Consider the following 26,040-nt stretch of genomic DNA (forward strand, 5'->3'; position numbering starts at 1 on the left):
AATCCTATTTCTTTAATTTTGTTGAACTGACGTTAAATAACAATCAATTGTCTCATCGGTATTACCTGCAAAGCGAATTTTACCGCGATCTAACCAAATAGCGCGATCACAAGATTGTTGAATGAACTCCAATCCATGAGAAACCACTAAAATGGTAGTATGACTTCCCCATAGTTTATCCATTCGCATTTGACATTTGTGCTTAAAACTTTCATCTCCTACTGAAAGGACTTCATCAAGAATTAACACATCGGGTTCAATATCAGTTGCTATGGCAAACCCCAAACGAGCTGTCATTCCTGATGAAAGAGCTTTTACCGGAGCCCACACATATTCCTCTAACTCAGCAAAGTTTAAAATGGACGCGACTCGCTTCTTCATATCCTGACGAGAAAATCCTAACATTACTCCATAAAGGATGATATTATCGGTTACTGATAATTCCGCGTCAAAACCCGCTCCTAATTCAATTAAGGGAGCAATTTCTCCTTTAACTCTAACCTGCCCTGTAGATGGCTGTAAAATGCCACAGATAACTTTGAGCAAGGTAGATTTTCCCGAACCATTAGCTCCAATAATGCCAATCTTTTCCCCCATTTTCACTGTTAAGTTAATTTGATCAAGAATTAATTTTTTTGAGGGTTGGCGATACTTCCCTTCTAAGAAGGAGAGAATAGTTTTCTTTAAATCATAAGAGAACTCCTCTTGGGTTCTGCGGGATAAAGAAACTTGATCGAGTCTAATTACTTCCGTCATGTAACTTCTAGAGCAAGTCCATAAATTGGTTTTGCCAGGCGCGAAAACAAGTCCACCCTAGCATTAAGAGAATAATTCCATTAAGAAACGAATGCCCAATTAACATTAAATTAGGTAAAGTCTCTGATAAGGAAATTTGACGAATACTTTCAATAATAGGAATTAAGGGGTTCAGTAGTAAAAAGGATTTGACCTTAGTAGGAACAATTTCAGTTGGGTAGAATACAGGCGAGCTGATCCAAAGAACAAAACAAATTAACTCGTAAAAATAAGGCAAATCCCGGAAGAACACAAATAAAGCACTTACTAAAAATCCGACTCCGGTACAAACCAGGCTTAAAGCAATTAGGGGAAATATTAACGCTACTACGTTAATGGGGTTTTTGTTAATCAGTAAAGTAACTATTGCTAATAATGGCAATGGACCCATCACAAATTGAAAGATGTTAGCCACAATCATTGAGACAGGAAAAATAGAGAGAGGCAGTCTAATTTTATTAAGCAAAGGCCCATTTCCGACCACACTACTTAGGGCTTGACTAGTAGCTGCCGAGAAAAAGTTGATAACAATTAGCCCTGTAAACGCTGCTAGAACATAGTTTAAAGTACTATTGTTATAGTATCTGGCAAAGGCTGTCCCAAAAATTGCAGCATAAAGCCCTGTCATAATCAATGGGTTAAGCAACGACCAATAGACCCCTAAAAACGAACCTCGATAACGTCCTTTTAAATTACGTTCAACCAAAATATGGAGCAGCTCCAAATATCGCCTCAAGGGCGACCATTTTAGGCTGGCTTGTGCCGATAAACTCATAATAGGAATCGGAATGATGAATTATGATTCAAAGGGGTATTGTATTCAATGTAAGGCACCTTTGTCGAGTTGTTCACAATGTAGACCTACAAATTTTAACTGATTTTTTAGGATGAACATAGGGCCAGATTCAGCTACACTAAGGAAAGTTTCATTACTTTAATTGAGAATTAAGTGGGTATGAAAATCGGGCAAAAAGTTCAAGTTTACCGTCTTCGGGATCGAGTCTCCAAAGATATCCTTAATAAATTAGGTCAACAAGGAACTGTTAAGGACTTTAAAATGACTGATGGGAGTGGCATCGGGGCAGTCGTTCAGTTTACTGATAAAACTGCAGTTTGGTTCTTTGAAGATGAATTAAAACCAGTTAAATAACCAAAGAAAATAAGTTAGAAATTTCCATGACTTTGATTTTGACTTTTCTAGGTAGAGGCGATAGTCATCAAAGTTCGATATCAATCGCAACTGCAAAAAAAATGTCCAGTTTAGGGTCACAAGTTCTCTTGGCAGGACAGAACCCTGGGCCGACTTTGAGTACTCTACTTGAAACTCCTGTAAATACTGTCCCAACAAAAGTTGAAGATAATTTAATGGCAGTTAAATTATCTTCAACTTTTCTTTTAGAAAAAGAATGGGAAAAAGTTAAGGAATTAGAACTTCAATATCTGCGATCACCGACTCTGAAAAATGTCTACGGTCAAGAATTGGGGGTTTTACCAGGAATGGAGCAGATATTATCACTCAATGCCCTGCGGGAATATTATCAAGGCGGCGAATACGATGTTATTATCTACGACGGCGACAGCCCTCTAAATACTTTAGGGATGTTCGGAATTCCAGAGCTTCTTAGTTGGTATCTACGGCGATTTGGTCGGGTATTGAAAGAATCGGATGTGGTAAAAACACTCTCCCCTTTTATTCAACCCATCACTAGTGCAATTTTAAATATCCCTAGGACTGCTGATGACCTGTCCCAAAAATCTACTAGCAGCGCTAATAACCTCTTAAAAGAGGGAGCAAAGACTTTGGCTAATCCTAGCTGTATGGCAGCCTATTTAGTAACCACTAACGATGAATTAGCGATTGCTGAAACTAAATATTATTGGGGTTGTGCTCAACAGGTGGGGTTAATGGTCAAAGGGGTATTGGTTAATCAAGGTCAAGTTAGTGATTCTCTGAACCAAGAATTTTCACCCTTGTCAGTGACAGCTGTTTCTCCAACGACAGGAACAGATTGGCAACTCCTGCAGGACACTTTACCAAATTTCCTCGTTAATTCGATGCCCCCCCAACCCATTACGGTCGATGTATTTTCTAGAGAAGTTCGATTATTTTTACCTGGATTTGATAAAAATCAAGTAAAACTGACTCAATATGGTCCAGAGATTACCATTGAAGCAGGAAATCAACGGCGAAATATTGATTTGCCTGTACCATTACGGGGAAAACTTGTTAAAGGTGCAAAGTTCCAAAATCACTATTTGATTATTTCTTTCTAATTATTTAGGAATTTACCACTAAATGCCATTCATTCATTGTTTGAATTCATAATTGCTTATGTCTGACTCTCCTACATATAAGGCTGAAGACAGGAGGAATAACAATCGCCAACTACTAGGAATGAAGGGGGCAGCCTCAGGAAAAACATCGATTTGGAAATCACGACTGCAATTGATGAAACCCATCACTTGGATTCCTCTGATTTGGAGTGTGATCTGTGGTGCAGCGTCATCAGGAGAATATGTCTGGACGTTTGAAAATATCCTGAAAATAACTACTTGCATGTTGCTTTCAGGACCACTGATGGCTGGCTACACCCAAACTACCAATGATTTTTATGATCGTGAAATCGATGTCATTAATGAACCCTATCGCCCCATCCCATCAGGGGCAGTTTCTATTCCTCAAGTAGTCACCCAAATTTTAGTACTATTGGGGGTAGGATTAGTCCTAGGGTACTCTTTAGATGTATGGGCAGGTCATAAATTCCCCATAATATTTTCTTTGACGATAGGAGGAGCACTTATGTCATATATATACTCAGCTCCTCCCTTAAAATTGAAACAAAATGGCTGGCTAGGAAGTTATGCCCTTGGTGCAAGTTATATTGCTCTACCTTGGTGGGCTGGTCACGCTTTATTTGGAGAGTTAAATTGGACAATTATAGTCTTGACCCTATTCTATAGTTTGGTAGGGTTGGGTATTGCAATTGTTAATGATTTTAAGAGTATTGAGGGTGATCGCCAGCTGGGGTTAAAATCTCTTCCAGTAATATTTGGGAGCAACTTGGCAGCTTGGATTTGTGTGATCATAATTGATGTTTTTCAAGTCGGAGTTGCTAGCTGTCTAATCTATATCCATCAAAATTTCCACGCGGCTATATTGTTGTTGTTAGTGATTCCCCAAATTGTTTTTCAAAAAATATACTTCCTGAGAGATCCTTTGCAAAATGATATTAAATATCAATCTAGAGCACAACCATTTTTAATTTTGGGAATGTTGGTTACAGGATTAGCATTAGGTCGTATGTAAATATAAGTAGCTATAATTTTTGCTTTTTTCTTTATAAAATACGAAAATTATACCAAAAAGTCTTCTTTATCATTTTGGGCAGTCTCCAGAAACAATTCCTGACCATTGGACTTTCTTTTGTTGAGTTCGTCGGTAGGAAAAGAAATTGTCAGGTTCTTGATAAGTACAATGAGGGGCGATCGCTACTTGGTCTGTTTTAATCCCTAATTTGTATAATTGCAACTCGTTCACTCGTCGTATATCCAGCCGCACCCGTCCAGGTTTTGAATCAGATAAGATTGGAGAGTCAAGCATAGTTTGTAAAGCTTCTAAAATCTTCCGAGGGCTGCTTATTCCTTCTTCTTTGAATAGACTTAATCCCACTTCAGCTGCTACCTGTTCCGATACTTGATAAACTTCTCCTGAGATGGCTGGACCCATGGCAATACGAAGGTGTTCTAGAATACTCCCAAAATGTTGAAAATAAGCGATGGTTTCGGGAATAATGCGTTGCGCAGTTCCCCTCCATCCTGCATGAACAGCTGCTACTTGGTGAGTCTTAATGTCTCCAATTAATACTGGTACACAATCAGCACTAGCAACCCAAACGGCTTGATTTACATCATTAGTGATTAACCCATCGGCACAAGGAAAAGTATCTTTTATAGTCTTTGTCGCCATTTTTATTTTAATTTCGGGAGGAGTCAACACTAGACAACCATGAACCTGTTTAACCCGATAAGTTATTGCTTTCGGATGTAAAACTTCTGTTAAATCTTCAGGAGGATAGGGATAAAACTGTCTGGTCAAAAAGCCATGTTTCCAATTTTGGAGCAAAGTACAAGTTAAATAAGGGAGTCCATCCCATTGTTGCCATTGCCAAATAGGAATTTTAGTTTGATGATCGCCTCTCAAAGAAGACACCATGGCTATTACCTCAGCTTCTGATTTTAGGTAAATCTTATCAAATTACAGAAATTTAGAGCCGCTAAATTAACACTAGATATTTTCATGACGATCAATCAAAATAAACTATATAAAGAATTCATCCAGCTATCAAATACTCCTTGTTTTTTACCTAGAAATCTCTATTGCTTTAGAAAAATTCCTTCAACTAATGAAACTCTTTGGGAATTGTTGGACCTAAAAAATGATCTGCCGATTGTGGTAATCGCTTCTGAACAAACTGCAGGAAGAGGACAATGGGGACGAACTTGGCAATCTCTTCCTGGGGGACTTTATCTATCTGTTGCTATTACTCCACAAATTTTAGTTAAGGATGCTTTTCACCTAACCTTATTGAGTGCTTGGGGTATTGCTAATCTTTTACAGACATACCAGATCCCCGTTAAATTAAAATGGCCAAACGACCTAATTCTCGAAGATCGAAAACTAGGAGGTATCAAAATAGAAACCCGCACCCGCGATGGATACATTACCCATGCAGTGATTGGAGTTGGCGTCAATTGGTCTAACACTGTTCCCCCAACGGGAATTACTTTACAGTCCTGGGCGAAAAGGCAAGAGTTGTGTTCCATCTCCTGTTTAGAAAAACTTGCAGCTATTACCCTCACTGGAATATTTGATGGTTATCAATACTATCTTGATCAAGACTGTAATTGCTTATTAACTAAATATCTTGAATTACTTGATAGCTTAGGAGATTCTGTAAAAGTTGAAGGTATTAAAGGGACAGTTGTCGGTGTAACAGCTCAAGGAGAATTGCAGGTGAATTTACAGTCCCCGGGAGCTAAAACACAGATAAACTTATCTCCTGGCAGTATCTCTTTAGGGTATAGGGACACATTATTTCGCAACGATGATAGTTAAGTTAAATAAATCTTAAAATAGAAAGCCAAGCATCTACCAGCACTAACTGACGCATAATAAACACGTCAGTTAGTATTATTTACTGTCCAAGATTAATCCGATGAAATTCCACCCTTTAGTTAGCTACATTACAGGTTAATGGACAAGAAGCATAAACCGAACTATGGGATGGTTTAGCTTCGCCGTGCAGCCATCTAAGCCAACTAACTTCTTGGGGATGAACCCCTCTTAATGTCAACATAGCTGCTCCTAAAATAATAGCTAATATATTAGCTCCAATCAAAGACCCTGCTACTAGTAAAACTGAACTAATTGGTAACACAGACTGTAAAATTACCGACCCTAATGCTCCTACTGCTGCCATTAAGACAATTAATGGAAATCCTACAACTAACAAACAAACGGTTAGGGTAAAACTCCATATCAAAAAACTTTTAACAAAAGTTAACGAATTATGCCTTCCAACACTTGACTTTTGTGTGATTTCCATAACATTCTCCTCCAGGGCAAATTTGTAAAACTATTTGAAATAGAAATATGGTTCTTAAGGTTCAGTATAGATAAACTGAATAGAAAATGAGCCTCTTGTAAAAAAACTTTACACTTTTAGGTAATTTTATATGGTAGACGTTGAGATTTATTACAGAAAAACAATCTTGAAGTTTCAAAATATAGAATTGATACCAAACCTGCCATTCAAATGGAATTATATGGCAGTTTATCTGTACTCCGAGTAATCGCTCTTTAGTAGGGTACATTGACTTATCCAAAGATGACCCACATAAAGATTAACAATTTGTTAGTATTATATTTACATTTCTTAATGATAAGTAGTTTCTTTTTAAGGAACTAGGGGGAGATAATGTCTGTCAAAGGCAAAAAGATTATCTATAGACTTCAAAGCATACTAGTGGAGTTATCCATAAAAACTCTGATTAACTAATGTCATCTAAAGTAGTTTTTGAAATTGAAGTAGTCAAAGACCTTGTTTGAGTTGAATAGAACTTAAAAAGTTCTTCGAAAGAGATACTATGGATCTAGTGCAATCAGATTATCAACAAGATGGTGGGGATAGTAGAGAAAATTGCTATATATTTGGAATAAGTTTTCTCAAAAATGTGCATAATAATTTGCTTATAGTTTATCGAGAGAACGAACTTATAATTAATAAGATTATGGGATAATATACAAAGTTATAAGAAAAATTTATTAAAAATATTTAGATAAATTGAGTTTCAACCTTGAGAAAGTCTTAATAAACACAAAAAACAATTAAATAGATAAAAACAAAGAATATATTTAATTTATTAAATATATCTAAAAGAAAAAAATCATCTAACTGTAGATAGACTGTAAGAAATTTTAGAAAATAAATAAGATGAATAGAAGTTAATGATGACAGTACAAAATTATTTATATTATGATTTCTCTGGTAAAAATATAATTTTTGGGGTTAGCTTTGATTCTATTTAAGTTTTTAAAAAATTTTAATAAAGATATTAAAATTTTTTTTATTTTCTATATTTCAGACGAAGTTTTTAACCAAGTTACCTGTTTTTTAACGTATGTACTTGATACGAGAGAATAAACAGAGTATTTAGCACATGTTATTACCCACAAATTTGTCGAATAATCGACTATAAGTAGGCATTTTAAGATCACAGCCAACAAAAAAATATGATTGTTGTTTAATCTCTGTCAAAAGAGGAATCTTATTAAAGATATGGACTCACAGAACGTCCTCACTTCTAATGTAATAACTATAATGTTACGAGTTAAGATATTAAGTAAGTATTACTCAACATTTTAAGGATAAGAAATCATTTATTTCGATAAAACATAATAGACAGCCTACCACTATCTTCATTCTTACTTTGTTGTCGAAACTTAACAATTTTGATGCAAGAGCTTCTAGCGCTATGATTACTTCCACAGCTCCAACAGAATTTTTTAAAGGCATTGCTCTTTTCACTCCTGGTGGAGATCTAGTTTACTGTTTAGATCGAACAAAGCAAGTTCAATGGCATTCTCATTTATGTGTAGTTTTACAGGAATTATTGCATTTACCTGAACCTCCTCATTTTTTAATTCCTAGTTATACAGCTACTATTGATTGTTGGTTTTCTGAGATAGATAGTAAGGTTAAAACTGTTGCCGAACTTTATCCATCCCTGGAACGATATCAGCCCCTATTGAATGCCGTATTTGGGATGACTAACTTAACTTGGCAGACGAAAACTTGGCAAGAGGAAGTTTGCAACCCAATTATCCTAGAAACCTATAAAGACGAATTTCCCCAACTGTGGGAAAACCATGATTTGATTGTGTCTTGGAATCATTATCGTAACCAAGAGCCACAACCTCAGTCAGTTTTTTCTGTATCAGATAGTGCGGAGCATAAAACAGCTCATCAAGGATATATTTTACGTCTTTTTGTAGCTGGAAATAGCACCAAAATGAGACAAACCTTAGAAATTATTCATGGTTTACTCGAAAAAGAATTGGAACATCCCTATACTCTTAAAGTTATTGATATTTCCAAATACCCAGACCAAGCTGAAACTCATCATGTTTCAGCTACCCCCACTCTTGTTCGTGTCTGGCCCAAACCGGTAAGGCATATCATTGGAGAGTTGGAGGATCCATCTAGGATATTACAACTTGTTTCAAGGATTTAATATCTATTTTCAGATACGCTACCCTACTGTATAGGCGAATGAGATTTTAATCGCGCTAGACCCTCAGTTAAAATAATTGTGAGGGACCAGCGACTATTATCCCTACCTTGCTCTCATAGACATAGATAATTGATCCGCGAGTTATTAAAGTTATTGAGCAAACATAACTTTAGATTTACTCCAACGGCCAATTGTGTCGCCCATTACGGATAACTCTTGCATCAAGCGGTCAAATCTTTCTGGTGTTAAAGACTGAGGACCATCAGATAAGGCCTTAGCCGGGTTGGGATGAACTTCAATCATCAAAGAATCTGTCCCTGCCGCAATAGCTGCAACTGCCATAGATGGCACGTAATCTGACTTTCCAGTTCCATGGCTTGGATCAATCATTATCGGTAAATGAGTTAAAGACCGCAAGATTGGAATAGCCGACAAATCTAAAGTATTACGGCTGTATTTCTGATCAAAAGTACGAATTCCTCGTTCACAGAGAATAAGATTACTATTTCCTGCGGCTAAGATATACTCGGCCGCCATTAACCACTCATCAATAGTAGCCGCCATTCCCCGTTTTAGTAATACAGGTTTATTCTGAGAGCCAACTTTTTTTAGGAGAGCGAAATTCTGCATATTTCTGGCCCCAACCTGTAGAATATCAGCTACTTTGGCGACCTTATCCACATCAGCTGTGTCCATGACTTCAGTAATGATTCCAAGCCCACTGGCTTCTCTCGCAGTTACCAATAATCCTAGGGCACTTTCTCCATGTCCTTGAAAAGCATAAGGAGAAGTACGGGGTTTATAGGCTCCTCCTCGCAAAAATTTTGCTCCTGCGGCTTTAACTCGCATAGCAGTCGTGATGATCATTTCTTCATTTTCTACAGAACATGGACCGGCAACCACTACTATAGGATGATTTTTCCCAAAGGTTACGACTCCATTGGGAGTATTAACCAACACTTCACTATGATGACCATGGCGAAATTCGAGACTAGCTCGTTTGAACGGTTTACCAACTCGTAACACTTGTTGAATCCAAATACTTAATTCTTCAATACGAGAAAGTTCAAGATTAGCTGTTTCTCCTACCAAGCCAATCACAACTTGTTGAGCTCCTGTAATTTTTTCGGGGATCAAGTTTATCTGTTTGACCTCTTCAATAATACGTTCTATTTCGGCTTCTGGACAGCCTGACTTCATAACAATGATCATTGTTGTATTCCTCTAGATATCAGTAAATTTTTCCTTTTTGGTTTTTGAATCAATATTGGATTAGTAAGTCTATTGCATCGCACAAAGTATATTTTTGCTTTCGTGCTAATGGCAAAAGGAACCTAATGACCTCGGTGACCTCGGTGACCTCGGTGACCACTATGACCCCCAGAACATTTCATAGTTCTTTAAGGTTTTGTAAACCTTGAACGCTCACATAAAACTGGTCTCAATTTAGCGTCAACTTAAATACAATAGCCCTTGTATTCCATACGTCACGTATAGACTAATGCGGCTAAAATTCAGTTGTCAACTCTTACTATTCCCGTCAATTATCTACTTTCTATGCTTTATACTAAGAAGTCGATAAAGATGCCGTAGCTTAATCCTAAGACCCTTAACCCAAAGAAACTTTAACTTACTGCAATAACGACTTAACTGGAAATATAGAACTAGTTGGCTAAAATGTGTAAATTCCTAAAGCTTTGACAAGATCAGAAGAAAAGCCGTTCTTTATATTATCTGTCGACTGACGGCATCAGGAATTTCATTGAAGCTAATATCTTTTTAATTTTGAGCTTTTCAATTTTAGGGAGAGTTAGTAGGAGATCTGAATGAAGAAATCTAATCCAAGGTTGAGAGAGTTTCAAACAGTTTCTTCTTTGTTTTGACAAGGCTTAAAGAACAAGGGGTTTTGGGCAAACCTACAAGCCATAGGTCTTTTTAAAACTTAATAAAATTTTTTGATTTCGATAACAAGTTACGAAGTGTGTCCTTAAATAAACTGCTTTAAGGACTATCTCCTTATCCTATAGTTTTCTAGAAGATTCTTTACTCTATTAAGTCATAAAGAAGGCTTAATCTAGCGACGAATCCCCAAACTTTTAATTAGAGCCTGATAACGGCTTATATCTTTGCTGTTGATGTAGGCAAGTAGCCGCCTACGACGACCAATCATTTTTAGTAGTCCTCGACGAGAAGCATGGTCCTTAGGATTTTTTTGTAGATGTCCGGTTAATTGACTAATTCGCTTTGTTAGTAAAGCAACTTGTAAATCAGGAGAACCTGTATCTGTTTCATGGACTTGGTAGGAGCTCATCAGCTCCTGTTTTTCATTAGCTGTTAAACTCATCGCACAGAAATATTTATGAGGATTGTAGTTGCAATCTATTATAATACCATTCATCGTCTGAGTTCTGTGAACGTCCGACCACTGATAACTAAGATCAAAGAAGAGACTTAAAAATATACTCAGAATATAATTTGACAGTTACTGCAAATAACTAGAACGGGGATGAGATAAAATCGAGTGAAGATTAACAGTTTTACCGATGAGAGCGATCGCTGGAGCTCCAATTTGTGTCTGTTGAACTTGTTCGATAATAGTTTCTAGCGTCCCGATTAATTCTGTTTGTTCAGGTCTGGTACCCCAGCGAATCAAGGCAATTGGTGTATCAGAACTTAACCCCCCCGCTTGCAATTGTGCAACAATTCGAGGCAAATTATGGATTCCCATATAGATTACGATAGTCTCCGAACCTTGGGCAATGGCGGACCAATTTACCTGAGGACGATACTTTCCCACTGCTTCATGTCCAGTAACAAAGGTGACTGAGGAACTATACCTCCTATGAGTCACAGGAATTCCCCCATAGGCCGGCGCAGCAACCCCTGCAGTGACCCCAGGAACTACTTCAACAGGAACTCCACCCTGAATCAAATCTTCCATCTCTTCCCCTCCCCTACCGAAAATGAAAGGATCACCCCCTTTCAATCTCACCACGACTGCATGAGTATAGGCTTTCTCAATTAATAAACGAGTTGTTTCCTCTTGTAATTTTGAGTGACGACCTCGCCGTTTTCCCGCATGAATTTTCTCGGCATTATCTCCAATCATAGCTAAGATTGGAGGACTAACCAATGCATCGTAAACGACAACATCAGCATGTTCAAGGAGGGCCTTCCCTTTAAGGGTTATTAGCCCAGGATCACCAGGACCCGCTCCGACTAAGTACACTTTTCCTAAACAAGGTTGGCGAGGGCTGTTAGTCATTCTCTTAAATTCTTATGTATTTAACCAAAATATTTGGGGAATTAACCTAGATTTATTTTAATTATCTCTAAAATTGATCTAGTTAATTTAGGGGAACTTCCCAAAAGACTGTTCATCTGAAATTTCATATAAGGTGTAGTTAACAGTTAACTATAATTGTTTAACTTATTGGGCAATGGCTATGGTAAATAGCCCTACAAACATAAAATAAGGCACAATAATGATATTTTGCTCTCCTTACCTGGCTAAAATGTAAACTGGATAGGTTGATTTTGGTAAGACAGACCAATAAACTAATAGTTTAAATAGGTTGATAACCTCCTCCACATCAACTCTAATGAGTTGTTAGCATAATGCTATTAGAGTGTTTTTGACTTTGAAAGTCTCTTCAAAATTGACGAGATAAAAAGAAATTCAACCTAAAGTGAGCAAGAGGGGCTATCAGTCCTAAGTTAATAGTTTTCCCTAGATCCATGTAGGGTAATTGCCACCTCCCCGGATATATCTTCCCTAAAGTAAACCCCAGATAGTAAAAACAATGGGATAATCTTAAGATTTTGAATGTCTTAGTTTTTAGACTTATCTCCCAATTGTTAAATCCTTTTACTCAAAGACAAAGAAGTTAATTCTAAATGAGCAGTTCCGGCAAGCTGCGAGGAGATAGACTAGAGCAGAATAGTTAATTCTCCCATATATGTTTCAACTGTACCATTTTCAGTTGTGTAACTAGATAAGATTGAGATAATCTGATCATTCGATAGCAGTCTAAGGGCACATAACTAAGTTTTCGTGAGTGACGAGAAGATAAGCTAAATTAATCATATGTTTATATAGGATAAGAGACTTAACGTAGTTATCTTGAACAATCATAATGATTAATTTTCTGGATCAAAGTCAACAGTTTGTAAATAAATCCTATTGTTTGGCTCAACTAAAAGTTTATAGAAATGGCCTGAACTGGACAGGCAGGGAGACACTGTTCACAAACGACACAGCGTGATCGCTTAAAAGTTAAGCGAAATGTCTGAGAATCAAGAGTTAAAGCTTGAGTAGGACAGACCCCAGTGCATAAGCCACAGTCTACACACCTGTTTTCATCAATAACAATTTCCCGACTTGCTAAAGAAACCCCTATCTCTTGTGCTCTCATCCATTCGAGTGCTGCTTCGATTACATCAATATCCCCTAACAATTCCAAAACTAACTTTCCTACCTGATTAGGAGCAACTTGAGCACGAATAATGTTAGCTGCAATGTTAAAATCCTTAGCAAGACGGTAGGTCACTGGCATCTGAACTGTTCGCCTAGGAAATGTCAGGATCACTCTTTTTTTCATTATTATGTCTGGGCGTTGTTATGTATTCCCCTAGTAGATGATATTATCCCGGTATAAAAAACTTTGACCAATTTTTGGTTTCATTTGATGTGCATCTGACTTATAATGAGCTTTTGATCTTTGTTTATCACCGTAATCTCATTATAACTTAATTGCTTTAATAGCTTGTTATCGTACTCTACTTCCGTTAAAAAAATAATTACTCATAAACTAGATTATCTGAAAAAAATTATGTCTGAAATGAATAGTATCGGTTACATTAGAAATTTTCTAATTGCTTTTGCTGGAGTTGTTCTTAGTACAGCTATTTTTTTTGGATTTCAAACCCAGGCTAATTCTGTATCTTTAGAAGCGCAAGCTGAACAATCTACTTCTTTAACAGTAGCCTACAATAATGGCAAGCCTACACTGACCGAATTTTATGCTAATTGGTGTACTAGTTGTCAATCTATGGCTCCATATTTAGCAGAAATTAAACAAAAATATGCAGATTCTATCAATTTTGTTATGTTGAATGTAGATAACAACAAATGGTTACCTGAAATTCTACGTTATCAGGTCAATGGGATTCCTCACTTTGTTTTTCTCAATAATAAAGGAGAAGCAGTTGCCCAAACTATAGGAAAACAACCGTCATCAGTGATGAAAGCTAACTTAAATGCCCTTCTTGCTCATGAAACCTTACCTTATACCGCTTCTAGCGGTCAAATATCAAAGTTCAAATCTGCTGTTCATACCTCTCCATCAAGTCAAAATGATCCTCTTGGTCATGGGGCACAGGTAAAATGAGGGGTTAGCCAACTACAAAAATTATTATTGAACATATCTTATGCTTATGGACTTATGAGAAATAGTAACTACATTCTATGATAGTTAAAATTAAGGTATAAATATACTAATTCTTTATGCTGTGTTGTTTTAAAAGATTTATTACCGAAAAAACAATTATATGTGGTAAGAATGATAACATTTTAAAATTTTCTGATACTGAGACGATGGTAACAAAAATTAGCGATTAGCCACTATTTAAACTTTTACATACACCTTAAGTTATCTTTTCTATCGATGAAATATAAAAAAGACAAATAACATTTAACATTAAATATATAAAGACAGAGGTTTAATGATACTACTCAACTTGAGATTAAATTAATAGGATCTATAGATATAATAATTTTAGTTTAAAATTTTCTAAAAAGTGATTTTAAAAGATATTGATGGTTTTTACTTCACTCAATAAGATCATAGCTTTTAAGAATTATATATAACTAAACTGGATTTTAATTTAACATTTAAATAATTATAAATAATATGTTAGGCTACTAATGTAGTAATAGTTGACTTTAATTAAACAAAAGATAAAACAATATTTTAATTTTAAAATTAATCCCTATTCTATGAATATATTTTAATGATTTTAACTTTTGTAAATCGGCTATAACTAAATAATAAATTCTAGTTCAAAATTGCTACTTGATAAACTTCAGTGATTGTTAATGACTTAATTTTTATAAAAAATAAGCTTTTGTACTTATATAATTAATGGTAATTTTTTTGTGGTAGTTAACTACCAAGTTATAAGACTAGATTTAGAAAGGATAAAATTATAATTAAGCAATATATTTTAACTCCTTACTTTAATTAAAGTAAGGATAATTACTTTTAGGATAATTCTAGTAGCATTGATAAATTTAATGACCATCATATTGCAGCAATTAAAGCAATAAGTTTTTACTCTAAAAATAAATAAGTTTAAACAGTAACCTAAAAAAGTATGAAAGTAAATTAAATAAGTTTAAACAGTAACTTAAAAAAATATGAAAGTAAATATACCAATTGAAGTAAGCATACAATTTTTTCAAAAAATATATTAATCCATAGTTAAAACCAACCAAAATCTAGAAAAAACATTAAAGAACTCGAGATTTTCTGTTACTTTTTCTAGACTCTAGGAACAGTAACGTATAGAAATTACTGTTATTTCACTCCTTTCCAAAGTCCTTAAACAAGTAACAGCATCTAATGATGGGGAAAAGTAACCGAACGCAATCACTAAGGTCAAGTTGTTTTCAACGGGGAAAAGACAGCAAAAATAAAGGACTACAGAGTATTATGGCACCTTTATTCTTAAGTATTCTCTGTGGACAATCAGTCTTATCAACTGTGCCAGCGATTGCTGCATCATCTCGTGACCCCGATGAAACAATAAGCTGCGATCTCTTGATTGTTGGAGGGGGGCTTGCAGGGGCAGCCACGGCTTATGAATCCTTGTTGGGAGGGAGTACAGTCTGTTTGACAGATATTTCTGACTGGGTAGGAGGGCAAATATCATCTCAGGGAAACTCAGCTCTCGATGAAGGCAAAAAACAAAGGTCTTTACAGCTTTTTCCTAGGGGTTATCAACAACTACGAAATGCGATTACTAGTGGCTACGGAACTCTCAACCCTGGAGATTGTTGGGTAAGTGAAAGCTGTTTTCTCCCGAAGGATGGCCACAATATAATGTACCGACAGTTAAAAGAAGCTGAGCGACTAGGGAAAGGACGCCTCAGATGGTTTCCTGCAACGATTGTTAAAGAATTAGAATTAAGTGCAGATGGAAAGCAAATCCAACAAGCGATTGCTATCCAACACAAAAATGCGATCGGAACTCCTCCTCTCAACAATGAACCTCTATCCGCTATCATAGATGATGCTTATAGCTACCAAAATTCTCAACGGTTAACTAAAAAGATTGTCCGCTTTAATCCAAAATCTCAGAATCCATCCCAGAAAGCTAATTGGTTTGTTATCGAGGCTACAGAAACAGGAGAAATTGTTGCTTTAGCTGATGTTCCCTATCGGGTTGGTTTAGATCCTCGTTCTCATCTCAATCCATCAGCCCCCAACGAAGAGGGTGATCCTTATTGCACACAAGGGTTTACATACACTTTTGCAATGGAACATACTAAGGAACCTCAACCTCAGTATAAACCAAATTTTTATGAGCAGTATGCCCCCTATTATGGTTACGATTCTAATCGAAAATTAGCTTACTTTGACTTAATATTTACCTATCGACGCATTTGGAGTCCGGAAAAAGGAAAGCCTGTTCGTGCTGGACGGATGACTGTTAATCGTCCAACCCCAGGAGATATATCTATGCAGAATTGGTTGTGGGGTAATGATTATCGCCCTGGGACTCGTTACGATAACTTAGTTTATACTCGTGATCAATTACAAAATAGTGGACAACTAAAACCCGGAGAGTGGAAAGGGGGATTACGTCAAGAAACCCTAAGAAAAGGGGAAGAATTAGCGAAAGGTTTTTACTACTGGTTAGTAGCAGGAACCACTGACTCACGCCTCGGATATGGAGTTAAAAAAACTCATCTTAACCACCGATTTTTAAAGGGGTTAAATTCTCCTATGGGAACTGTCCATGGACTATCTAAATACCCCTATATACGCGAAGGAAGACGGATCATTGGACGTCCTTCTGTTGATCACAAAGAGGGATTTAGCATTAATGAAATTGATATTTCTACAAAAGATTATTGGCAAGATTTTTATCGAACTAATTTACCCCGTCCTATGTACAGAAATGTTCGGGACACTATTGCCAAACTAGAATCTAAAATGAGAAATAATAGCATTGTTTCTCCTTATTTAGTTACTCGACGTACCCATGCTACTGTTTACGATGATTCAGTAGGAATTGTCAATTATATGATTGATTTTCATCCTTGCATGGCATTTTCTCCCCCTGAAAGGCCTAGTAATCGCGAACGCCAAGACGTGCGCGTTGCCCATGGAGGATCTCATCCCGCTCAAATTCCCTTACGCTCAATGATTCCCCAAAAAATAGATAACTTAATCGTAGCTGGAAAGAGCATTGCTACGAGCCATATTGCAGCAGCAGCGTATCGGGTACATGGGTTTGAATGGTCCGTAGGTGCAGCTGCTGGAAACTTGGCTAATCTAGCTTTAGAACGCAATACTTTACCCTATGAGTTTGTGGATAATTTGCCTAATCATGAGCCTTTGTTACAGGAATTACGCCAAAGACTTGAAATGAAAGGGAATCCTACTACTTTTCCTCAGACTTTACTATCTGATGCTCACCGGCATAGATAGTCGCACCCTCAGTCTTTTGGTCGGTATAATCGACCAAAAGACTGAAATTAAATATCTTACTAAAATTAAAAATTTTTAAGATTCTACTAATTGATTAAACGATAATGTATTAAGTAAAGTAGTAACTATAAGTATTAATGTCCAAGCACTGTTAATACTAATTAAATAGCAGGATTACTTCATATACGGCGAGAAAATGTATATATAGAATCGTTGGATCAGTGAAAAACGTACTTCTTGTAGTTAAGACATTGTATCCTAGGCTAGACATATTAGGTAATTTTCAGCCCACACTCTCTAAAAGGCTAATGCTTTATTCTTGCGCTTTTATCTTATCTATATCATGGTCAATCTCCTTTCATAGATACAGTCTTTGTCCCTCCATTCTTCTTTGTACCGAGATGTTATTTTGCAGATTGCAGAAGTTGATCCTAATTCTAAAGAATAAGTAGAGCAGAGGTTATTAGCTAAAGTGAGTGACTTGAGTGTCAGAATAATAACAAAAGGCGTTCAAAATTTTATCTCAACAAATAAATTTTATAATCGCTAAACTTTGGAAAATTAGGAGTTGAGAAGAATATTTCTCCTTGCATCTATTTTTCTAGAGTAAAAATCTTCAACTTTTTTGATACACTGGGAACGCCAGCAATTTTAGGATCATAATCAAACGTAGAGTATTGCCTATTATGGTTTTTGCCATAAATTTAGCTATATTGTTTGTCAGTATCGCCTTTCGAGAACTTTCTCGTATGGAACAATTAAGTTTCGGTTATCAACTCTATGAAAATCAACTGCTATTAATATAGCTTCCGGGTTTCTTTTTTTCTTTTACAGAAGATAGATAAATAGAATAGATCAGCGTAGCTCGTTCTGTTTGGATTGTTCATTTGTTACTGTACTATTGGCTAGCTTATTGTTGATTCAATATCCGTTATTACGAACAGTTTCATGCAATGTCCTTACTGTCAACACATTAATAGTCGTGTTTTAGAATCTCGCTCCTCTGAAGGGGGGCAAAGTATTCGTCGCCGTCGCGAATGTTTAAGCTGCAAACATCGTTTTACAACTTACGAGCGAGTAGAATTTGTTCCTATCATTGTAATTAAACACGACGAAAAAAAAGAATCTTTTGATCATTCTAAATTATTGCGAGGGATGGTGCGCGCTTGTGAGAAGACAGGAATTACTCATCAGAGACTGGAATCGATTGTTGACGAGATTGAAGCCCAATTACAGCAGCGCCCCCAGAGAGAAGTAACCAGCCAAGAAATTGGACAACTAGTCTTGGATTATCTTCGTCAAGAAAGTGAAGTAGCATATATTCGATTTGCATCTGTTTATGGTCGCTTTCAAGGTATTAACGATTTTGTAGCGACTCTAAAGCAATTTAGGGAAAAACCCTCCTCCCCAGAAACCCTTTGGTTAAAAAACAATCATAATACCCCTGAGCATAATACCTACGATGAAGGGACTTCTTCTTCTATTATGACTTCTTCTTAGAAGCCGGTTAAATAAAAAAAATGCTAAGATTGAAGACGTACCGTAGGGAGTGCGGAAACTTACGCTCATGGGAGGTGCTCATTTAGGGGCGGCTAGATAACAAATAGTACGTCGAGCATGACATCACTTCAGTAGATGGTGGATTATATCAAACCATTACGAGGTGAGCCTGGGAATCTCCAGAATCAGGAGTCTATCTCTGTAAACATTAATGGATTAGACCGACTCTATCGTCTAATCGTTCTCAAGGCATAAGTCTATGAGAACTGTATTGGCAGAAAAGTGTCCCGTCAGAGCCATTTTCTTCCCCACTCAATCTATAAGGTATAGTGGTGATCTGGTCAGTATAGACTTTTATGACTCTTTAGAAATTATAATGAAAGTAATCCCCAATTGCTCGATATTTGGGAATTACGGATGTTATAGTTCATCCCGTCCGGGTAAAGCCGACAAAACAGAAGCGTCTCGTATTCGACGATGTTTCTATAAACTATAAAATCCCTAAAAGTTAGAAACTGTACACTAGAACAAAAACTAACACTTATTGGAGATCAGGTATAGGATAACCTAAGGTACATGGTAACTCAGAAAACAACAGCTACTCAAGATATTGGCTTCACCCACGAGGATTTTGCGGCACTTCTCGATAAATACGACTACCATTTTAGTCCCGGGGACATTGTTCCTGGGACAGTTTTCAGTATGGAACCGAGAGGCGCACTTATCGATATTGGTGCGAAAACTGCTGCTTATATCCCCATTCAAGAAATGTCGATCAACCGAGTTGACGATCCTGAAGACGTTCTTCAATCGAATGAAACACGAGAATTTTTCATTCTGACAGATGAAAACGAAGATGGACAATTAACCCTTTCTATCCGCCGGATTGAGTATATGCGAGCGTGGGAAAGGGTTCGACAACTACAAGCAGAAGATGCTACTGTTCGCTCTAATGTTTTTGCTACAAATCGAGGAGGCGCATTAGTACGGATTGAAGGGTTGCGGGGATTTATCCCAGGATCTCATATCAGCACTCGCGAAGCTAAGGAAGATTTAGTTGGTGAAGACCTACCATTAAAGTTTTTAGAAGTCGATGAAGAACGCAACCGTTTGGTCTTGAGTCATCGCCGTGCGCTGGTTGAGCGTAAGATGAACGGTTTAGAAGTAGGTCAAGTTGTAGTTGGCTCAGTTCGTGGAATCAAACCCTATGGGGCATTTATCGACATTGGGGGAGTCAGTGGGCTGCTACATATTTCTGAAATTTCCCATGATCATATCGATACCCCCCACAGTGTATTTGGGGTAAATGATTCACTCAAAGTCATGATCATTGACTTAGACGCAGAAAGGGGTCGAATTTCTTTATCGACCAAACAACTTGAACCTGAACCTGGTGACATGCTGAAGGATCGGGATTTAGTGTTTGAAAAAGCAGAAGAAATGGCTGAGAAGTATCGCCAAAAACTCATAGCTGAAGCGGAGGGAAAAATACAGCCTGAAGCTCAAGAAGAGGAGTTAGATATTCCATCAGCTTCAGAGTCAGAAGAGGAACTAGCCACTACTGCAAGTGAGCAGTAATTTAAAAAATATCATTGGGCTTAAAATTGATTAATTAATGAGGGGAAATCCCCTCTTTTTTTGGCATAATGCCCAGTATTTTGGGACTTAAATTGTATAATTTGACAAAAAAATGCTCTCACTAGAAATGTGAGTTTGACAAGATTGAAATACATAAAAGAACTTAAAAATATTGTCATGTTCAAAGAAAAGTAAATATATTACACTCTAGAATAGGAAATATTTAAGTGAATAATAAAAAGCTAAATTGAATTAGGAACATAAAATACTAAAAAAACCACCTCAATTGTCGTTTTAACAATAGGCTATTCTTGATAGTGTAATCGGTTAAAAGACTCCACAATTAGAATAATATTTTTACTAGCTAACTAAATCAACATAACTAATTCAATTTGATAGTAAACATTATCAGAAACGTTACTGTAATTCTTCAGCCGTTAATGCGCTCAATGTTTCTAAAAGAACATATACAATAATAGTCAAAGTATCTGTGTGATTATTATACCGAACTTTTGTCTTAGAAATATAAAGAATAATCCTAGTCCAAAAATGTTTAGGCTAACCCTCCCGATTATATTTTTTCTAAAAAGTTCCCTGACCATTCATACCCAATTTTTTAGGAATATATTTGTTTTGTTATATTTTCTATAAGACTTAATAACTTATCCTGTACTTATCTCAAAAAGAGCTAATGCAATAATTCCTACCTCCTCACAATATCAATTATTGTGAGGAGGTAGTTTGTCCTTCAGTACTTGGAGTGACAGTAATTAAACTAAACAAGAGAATCATCTAATTAGTAGCCAAGCGGACGTAAAGTTATTTAATGTCGCCAAGATATAATTGGATATGCTGGTCCGATTGCATATCCACAAGCGAAAATCATTAACGTAACGGGAAGCCACAACAGTTTGTATAATTTAAAAAAAATTATCAATAAAGAGAGCCTACTTTATGTTGGTTTACTTTCATCTTATGGATGTACTAACAGATAAACGATATTATTATGAATCGTCACTACTGCTAAGGTCCTTTACTTGAAAAGTAAATCCTCAAAAGTTGTCTAGAGCCTGGGTAGCCTGTGAATTGATAGAAATCATTCAAGCTTCAGGAATTTGAGAAAAGCCCCAAAGTCTACCAATTGCAGTTTAGATAGAATTTTGAGAACTTTTACGTTTAGCAAAGGGTTGATTAGGACTAAAAATCTGGTGATCTTATTGGGAGATATACAGTCACAATGGATAGATAATCTCTGTATGAACGTCCCCAAATAAGCCAAGAAGGGTTAATAATATATATTTAACTGTTGTTCGGGGAATGGAATGCTCAAGTCACTCAAACAAAAAAATTTCCTCTTTGTTGGTTTAGGAGTTTTAGGAATCACCATTGTTGGAACAATTCTCCTGGTTCCTAAAAGCATAGAATGGTTCGAGCATAGACAAAAAATACAGATTGAAGAAGCTCTCAAAGAAGATCCTAATAAACCCTCTATTATCCTTACCTTAGCCGAAGTTCCCTTAAAACAAAGACAGCAAAAACTTCAAGAAATTGCTGAGTCTAATACTCTTTCTTTAGAACGTAGTCGTGGCCGTTATTTATTAGCGGTTGATTTACTCAAAAAATATGAAGGAGGCCCAGCTTTACGTCAACTTGACGGATTAGACAAAGAATATCCTATTCTAACTCCTTATATTCTCCTTAAAAGAGGAAGAGGTTATGAACTCACAAATGAAATAGATAAAGCTCAAAAAACTTGGAAAATGCTGGTCAAAACTTATCCCAATGTTCTAGTTGCCGCTGAAGCTCTCTATAAATTGGGAAAATATAATTCTCAATATTGGGATCAGGCGATTGAAAAATATCCTCAGCATCCCAGTACTCAAACGATTATTCGTCAGCGTATTCAAGAAAACCCAGAACAACCTCAGTTATTGATTCTATTAGCTAAGTACAATGCCAATACTTCCAGTACTAACCCGATCCGTGATCGTCTAGTTCAAGACTATGCTAGTCAATTAACCTCCGAACACTGGCAGATGATTGCTGATGGCTATTGGACAACTAACGAATATAAAAAAGCCGTCCAAGCTTACAAAAAAGCTCCAGTTACTCCTCAAAATCTCTACCGTATTGCTAGGGGACAACAGATTGAATCTCAAACTAATAGTACAAATGAGGTCAAGATAGACTATCAACGCTTATTGTCAGAGTTTCCTAAAGCTCTAGAGACAGCAACAGCCTTAAAACAACTTGCTAGATTATCTGAATCTGAAACGGCTATTGACTACCTTGAGCAAATTATTAAACAATTTCCCGATGAAGCAGGTAATGCCTTAGTAGAAAAGGCTAAACTGTTAGATGGAATAGGGCACACAACCGAGGCGGCCAAAAGTAGAGAAACATTAATAACTCAATATCCTAAGTCCGATGCAACTGCTAAATATCGTTGGAATGTGGCAAAAACAGCTGCTGAGCAGGGGGATATTCTAAAAGCCTGGACTTGGGCACAGCCGATTACCAATAACAACCCTAAGAGTTCTCTCGCTCCAAAAGCAGCTTTTTGGGTAGGGAAATGGGCGCAACAGTTAGGTAGATCACAGGATGCTAAGATGGCGTTTGAATACACTATCTCTTATTATCCTCAATCTTACTATGCTTGGCGATCAGCAGTTCAGTTAGGCTGGAATGTAGGGAACTTTAATACTATACGTCACACTTTACCCACCGTAATTAAGCCTGATATTCGTCCAGTTCCTCCGGCGGGATCGGACATATTTAAAGAACTTTATCGTTTAGGACAAGATGAAGATGCGATAGTTCTATTTAAAGCGGAAATGAATGCATTCTCTCAATTAAGTGTTAATGAATCTTTTACTGATGCTCTACTAAAACTCATACAAGGAAAAAATCTACAAGGAATTAACCAAGTTTGGAGTCTTCAAAATAAAGACGGGACCGAATCAGAAAGTCAATTACAAAGACTCAGAAAAACCCCCGAATATTGGCATGCATTGTTTCCCTTTCCCTTCTACGATACAATCATTGACTGGTCTCAAAAACGCAAACTTAATCCTCTCTTAATTACTTCTTTAATCCGTCAAGAATCCCGTTTTGAACAAGTAATTACCTCGCCCGTCGGAGCAAAAGGGTTAATGCAAGTGATGCCAACAACAGGTGAATGGGTAGCTAATAAAATAGCCCTGAAAGACTATTCTTTGGGCAATCTTAAGGATAATGTTAATTTAGGAACTTGGTATTTAAACTACACTCATGAGACCTATGGCAATAATTCGTTATTAGCTATTGCTAGTTACAATGCAGGACCTGGTAATGTTTCAAAATGGATAAGGAGATATCAGGTTAGTGATCCTGATTTATTTTTAGAAAAAATACCCTTTCAAGAAACAAAAGGTTATGTAGAGTCTGTATTTGGTAATTACTGGAATTATCTTCGTATTTACAATCCTGAGATAGGGCAATTATTATCGAAGAAAACTCATAAGGAATTTATTCAAAAGTAAATTCCTTATGAGTTTTCTTCGATAAAGTTAACTATTTTCTTAGTAAAATACATGTAATTGCTTGACTTTTTATTTGTTTTCTGTGAGAAGAATATTTTTCCATGCTAAGTCTACCAGACTAGCAGCAATTAAATTCCAGAACTTTTATTGTTAATTTAATATGTAATCCCACAATACTACTTTTGTTTACTTTAAGCTCAACTAAAAATAATAATAATTCTTCTAGCACAGCCGGACTAACTATTTTGCTTATTAAAAATTACATAGAAGTAACTTTTTGTTATTGTAGTAAAAAGTTTTATGTATATCAGTAATATATAAGTCTTAAAATACAATATTTATATATTACCCATTTATCATAATATCCTATTCAATTATTTTTTATTTAACTTTAATTTCAAATATTTTATAATTTTTCTCATAAAGAAAAATAAATAATTAAGCTAGATAATATAGATTACTTGAGCTTGATTAACAAGTATAAATTATGTTAAATAGTTATATATGCATTAGATGTTTTCTCTAAAATAGTTCGTTGTGATTAATGATTAAAATAAAAAAATATGCTTGTACGTGTAATTTAATTACACTTAAGTACAGTATAAATATGTTGACTATTAAGATATTTGATTACTGTTAAATAGTTTTGGATTGGTCTAAATAAATTATAGTTGTCTCATATTTTTTAAAAAATAAATATATTATATCCAATACTTTAGTAATTTATATTACTATTGCAGTCAATAATAGTTAAATAATGAGTTATGTTTTTGTATTCGAATAAACTATTTTATGTTTACTATTTATAAAATACGCTATCCTTAATCGTGAATATGCTAAAAAAGCTTAGTCTTTACTGTTAGTCGTCACCATCTTTAGACGGCTGTACACTATATATTATTTTTACTTAGATATTAAAAATAATATATAGTGTTGTTAAATAAGGTCGGATTGACATTACAATTAGTCAACAATTTTATTAAATACCAATATTTTTTAAATAAGATGATATGATGAGGGACTCTAAAACCAAAACCAAGTTATCATGATTCCACTCACAAAAAACTGAATCAGTAACACATGAAATCGATATGACTGCCGTTCCTCCTTCTACTGATAAGATTATTGATGCCCTCGAAACCCCTATAGAATTTAATTTTCAACTCCCTGATCCTGAAGACGAAGCCGTTCAGGAGATAGACTTTCGGCAACAGCTAGATACGGTCTGGAAGGTTTGTGATCGCTTTGACTTACAAACCGATATTTGGCGAGGACGTATTTTACGGGCTATCCGCGATCGTGAAAAAAAAGGTGGAGACGGGCGAGGAACGGGGTTCCTCAATTGGCTTAAACAAAGAGAGATAACTAAAAGTCAAGCTTATGCTCTCATCCAACTTGCTAATAGTGCAGATGCTCTGTTAGCAGAAGGACAGCTAAATCTCAACTCTATTAATAATTTTAGTAAACGGGCATTTGTTGAAACTGCTAAATCTGATCCTGAAGTACAAAAATTGATTAGTGAAGCTGCCCAGAATGGTGACCACATCACCCGACGGGAAGTTAAACAACTCTCTGATCAATGGACAGCTATGAGTTCGGAATTACTTCCAGATACAGTCAAAGAAAAAGCTTCTGAGGGTACTTTGCCTGCTTGTAATTTGGTACCTCTAGTTAAAGAGATGGAAAAGTTACCCGATGGACACATTGATTTGATTCAAAAGGAAGTTAGCGAAAACCCCGATGTTGATACTGTTAAACTTCTCACTTCGGAGGCACGAAATTTAGCAAAATATCTAGATGCAGCTTCCAAAGTGCAAACCCTTAAAAATCACTCAATTGACTTAGAAATGGCCTTAGAAGAGGCATTAAGGTTGGATTGTTTAAGTACAACAGCTGCTCTGGTTACACAAGCCACCCAACTTGAACAAACTGTCGCTAAACTTTATACTACTTGGAAACGGGTAGGAAGTCTGGCTGATAGGTTATATGTTGACACAGGAGCAAGTAATCCTAATTTGCGATCAATGTTAACTTCTCTAGAATCTTTAAACAGTGAAGTTATTGAAGTGCAACTGGATGATGCAGGGGAAAAAATAGTCCGTTTGAGGGTTATGACCAATGAGAGTGGTTAACCA

At 36.2% G+C, this 26,040-nt stretch carries 20 protein-coding genes; 12 read left to right on the forward strand and 8 right to left on the reverse strand.

Features of this window, described 5'->3' with window-relative positions:
* Window positions 1-12 precede the first annotated feature (12 nt).
* Together OXU93_RS01490 and OXU93_RS01495 are read right to left on the reverse strand one after the other, a co-directional pair.
* Window positions 13-756, reverse strand: a complete 744-nt coding sequence (locus OXU93_RS01490) for an ABC transporter ATP-binding protein (protein ID WP_267384067.1) — start codon at window positions 754-756, stop codon at window positions 13-15.
* Window positions 757-763: 7 nt separating this feature from the next.
* On the reverse strand, window positions 764-1,570 hold the full coding sequence (locus OXU93_RS01495; protein WP_267384068.1) for an ABC transporter permease: 807 nt from the start codon (window positions 1,568-1,570) through the stop codon (window positions 764-766).
* Window positions 1,571-1,750: 180 nt separating this feature from the next.
* Here OXU93_RS01495 and OXU93_RS01500 point away from each other — a divergent pair, with 180 nt between their 5' ends.
* From OXU93_RS01500 to chlG, 3 genes are read left to right on the forward strand one after another with little or no spacing between them, the layout of a single operon-like run.
* Window positions 1,751-1,945: a DUF2862 domain-containing protein gene (locus OXU93_RS01500; protein ID WP_267384734.1), complete on the forward strand. Its 195-nt coding sequence runs from the start codon at window positions 1,751-1,753 to the stop codon at window positions 1,943-1,945.
* A gap of 26 nt (window positions 1,946-1,971) precedes the next feature.
* Window positions 1,972-3,069 (forward strand): ArsA family ATPase, encoded by a 1,098-nt coding sequence (locus OXU93_RS01505; protein ID WP_267384070.1) that lies wholly within the window; start codon window positions 1,972-1,974, stop codon window positions 3,067-3,069.
* Window positions 3,070-3,127: 58 nt separating this feature from the next.
* Window positions 3,128-4,102: a chlorophyll synthase ChlG gene (gene chlG, locus OXU93_RS01510; protein ID WP_267384071.1), complete on the forward strand. Its 975-nt coding sequence runs from the start codon at window positions 3,128-3,130 to the stop codon at window positions 4,100-4,102.
* Window positions 4,103-4,171: 69 nt separating this feature from the next.
* On the opposite strand, the gene pgeF is transcribed toward chlG, so the two are convergent.
* A complete protein-coding gene (pgeF, locus tag OXU93_RS01515; RefSeq protein WP_267384072.1) occupies window positions 4,172-5,008 on the reverse strand; it encodes a peptidoglycan editing factor PgeF in 837 nt (278 codons plus the stop codon).
* An 84-nt stretch (window positions 5,009-5,092) separates the two neighbouring features.
* On the opposite strand from pgeF, the gene OXU93_RS01520 reads away from it, so the two are divergent.
* Complete coding sequence (locus OXU93_RS01520) at window positions 5,093-5,911, forward strand: biotin--[acetyl-CoA-carboxylase] ligase (RefSeq protein WP_267384073.1); 819 nt, start codon at window positions 5,093-5,095, stop codon at window positions 5,909-5,911.
* 115 nt (window positions 5,912-6,026) lie between these two features.
* Here the strand turns inward: OXU93_RS01520 and OXU93_RS01525 are convergent, their stop codons facing one another.
* Window positions 6,027-6,401, reverse strand: coding sequence for a hypothetical protein (locus OXU93_RS01525; RefSeq protein ID WP_267384074.1), 375 nt, complete (start codon window positions 6,399-6,401; stop codon window positions 6,027-6,029).
* 1,429 nt (window positions 6,402-7,830) lie between these two features.
* Here OXU93_RS01525 and OXU93_RS01530 point away from each other — a divergent pair.
* Window positions 7,831-8,589 carry a circadian clock KaiB family protein gene (locus OXU93_RS01530; protein WP_267384075.1) on the forward strand — a complete coding sequence of 253 codons (759 nt, stop codon included), beginning with the start codon at window positions 7,831-7,833 and terminating at the stop codon, window positions 8,587-8,589.
* A gap of 150 nt (window positions 8,590-8,739) precedes the next feature.
* Here OXU93_RS01530 and aroF read toward each other — a convergent pair whose 3' ends face one another.
* From aroF to OXU93_RS01550, 4 genes are all read right to left on the reverse strand, one after another.
* Window positions 8,740-9,801, reverse strand: a complete 1,062-nt coding sequence (aroF, locus tag OXU93_RS01535) for a 3-deoxy-7-phosphoheptulonate synthase (RefSeq protein WP_267384076.1) — start codon at window positions 9,799-9,801, stop codon at window positions 8,740-8,742.
* 862 nt (window positions 9,802-10,663) lie between these two features.
* Entirely contained in the window at window positions 10,664-10,933 is a 270-nt protein-coding gene (gene rpsO / locus OXU93_RS01540) for a 30S ribosomal protein S15 (protein WP_267384736.1), read from the reverse strand.
* Window positions 10,934-11,071: 138 nt separating this feature from the next.
* Window positions 11,072-11,854, reverse strand: coding sequence for a uroporphyrinogen-III C-methyltransferase (gene cobA / locus OXU93_RS01545; RefSeq protein ID WP_267384077.1), 783 nt, complete (start codon window positions 11,852-11,854; stop codon window positions 11,072-11,074).
* 931 nt (window positions 11,855-12,785) lie between these two features.
* Window positions 12,786-13,190, reverse strand: a complete 405-nt coding sequence (locus tag OXU93_RS01550; protein WP_267384078.1) for an NIL domain-containing protein — start codon at window positions 13,188-13,190, stop codon at window positions 12,786-12,788.
* A 231-nt stretch (window positions 13,191-13,421) separates the two neighbouring features.
* On the opposite strand from OXU93_RS01550, the gene OXU93_RS01555 reads away from it, so the two are divergent.
* The 7 genes from OXU93_RS01555 (at window position 13,422) to OXU93_RS01585 (ending at window position 26,037) form a co-directional block, all read left to right on the forward strand.
* Complete coding sequence (locus tag OXU93_RS01555; protein WP_267384079.1) at window positions 13,422-13,979, forward strand: thioredoxin family protein; 558 nt, start codon at window positions 13,422-13,424, stop codon at window positions 13,977-13,979.
* A gap of 1,323 nt (window positions 13,980-15,302) precedes the next feature.
* Window positions 15,303-17,306 (forward strand): FAD-dependent oxidoreductase, encoded by a 2,004-nt coding sequence (locus OXU93_RS01560; RefSeq protein WP_416378776.1) that lies wholly within the window; start codon window positions 15,303-15,305, stop codon window positions 17,304-17,306.
* Between the two features lie 948 nt (window positions 17,307-18,254).
* Entirely contained in the window at window positions 18,255-18,806 is a 552-nt protein-coding gene (gene nrdR / locus OXU93_RS01565; protein WP_267384080.1) for a transcriptional regulator NrdR, read from the forward strand.
* Between the two features lie 259 nt (window positions 18,807-19,065).
* Entirely contained in the window at window positions 19,066-19,302 is a 237-nt protein-coding gene (locus OXU93_RS01570; protein WP_267384081.1) for a hypothetical protein, read from the forward strand.
* Window positions 19,303-19,382: 80 nt separating this feature from the next.
* Window positions 19,383-20,384 (forward strand): 30S ribosomal protein S1, encoded by a 1,002-nt coding sequence (locus tag OXU93_RS01575; protein WP_267384082.1) that lies wholly within the window; start codon window positions 19,383-19,385, stop codon window positions 20,382-20,384.
* 1,322 nt (window positions 20,385-21,706) lie between these two features.
* Complete coding sequence (locus OXU93_RS01580) at window positions 21,707-23,905, forward strand: transglycosylase SLT domain-containing protein (protein ID WP_267384083.1); 2,199 nt, start codon at window positions 21,707-21,709, stop codon at window positions 23,903-23,905.
* A 1,091-nt stretch (window positions 23,906-24,996) separates the two neighbouring features.
* On the forward strand, window positions 24,997-26,037 hold the full coding sequence (locus OXU93_RS01585) for a hypothetical protein (RefSeq protein WP_267384084.1): 1,041 nt from the start codon (window positions 24,997-24,999) through the stop codon (window positions 26,035-26,037).
* The last annotated feature ends 3 nt before the right edge of the window (window positions 26,038-26,040 follow it).

It is taken from the genome of Cyanobacterium sp. uoEpiScrs1 (assembly GCF_947331815.1).
GTDB lineage: Bacteria > Cyanobacteriota > Cyanobacteriia > Cyanobacteriales > Microcystaceae > Rippkaea.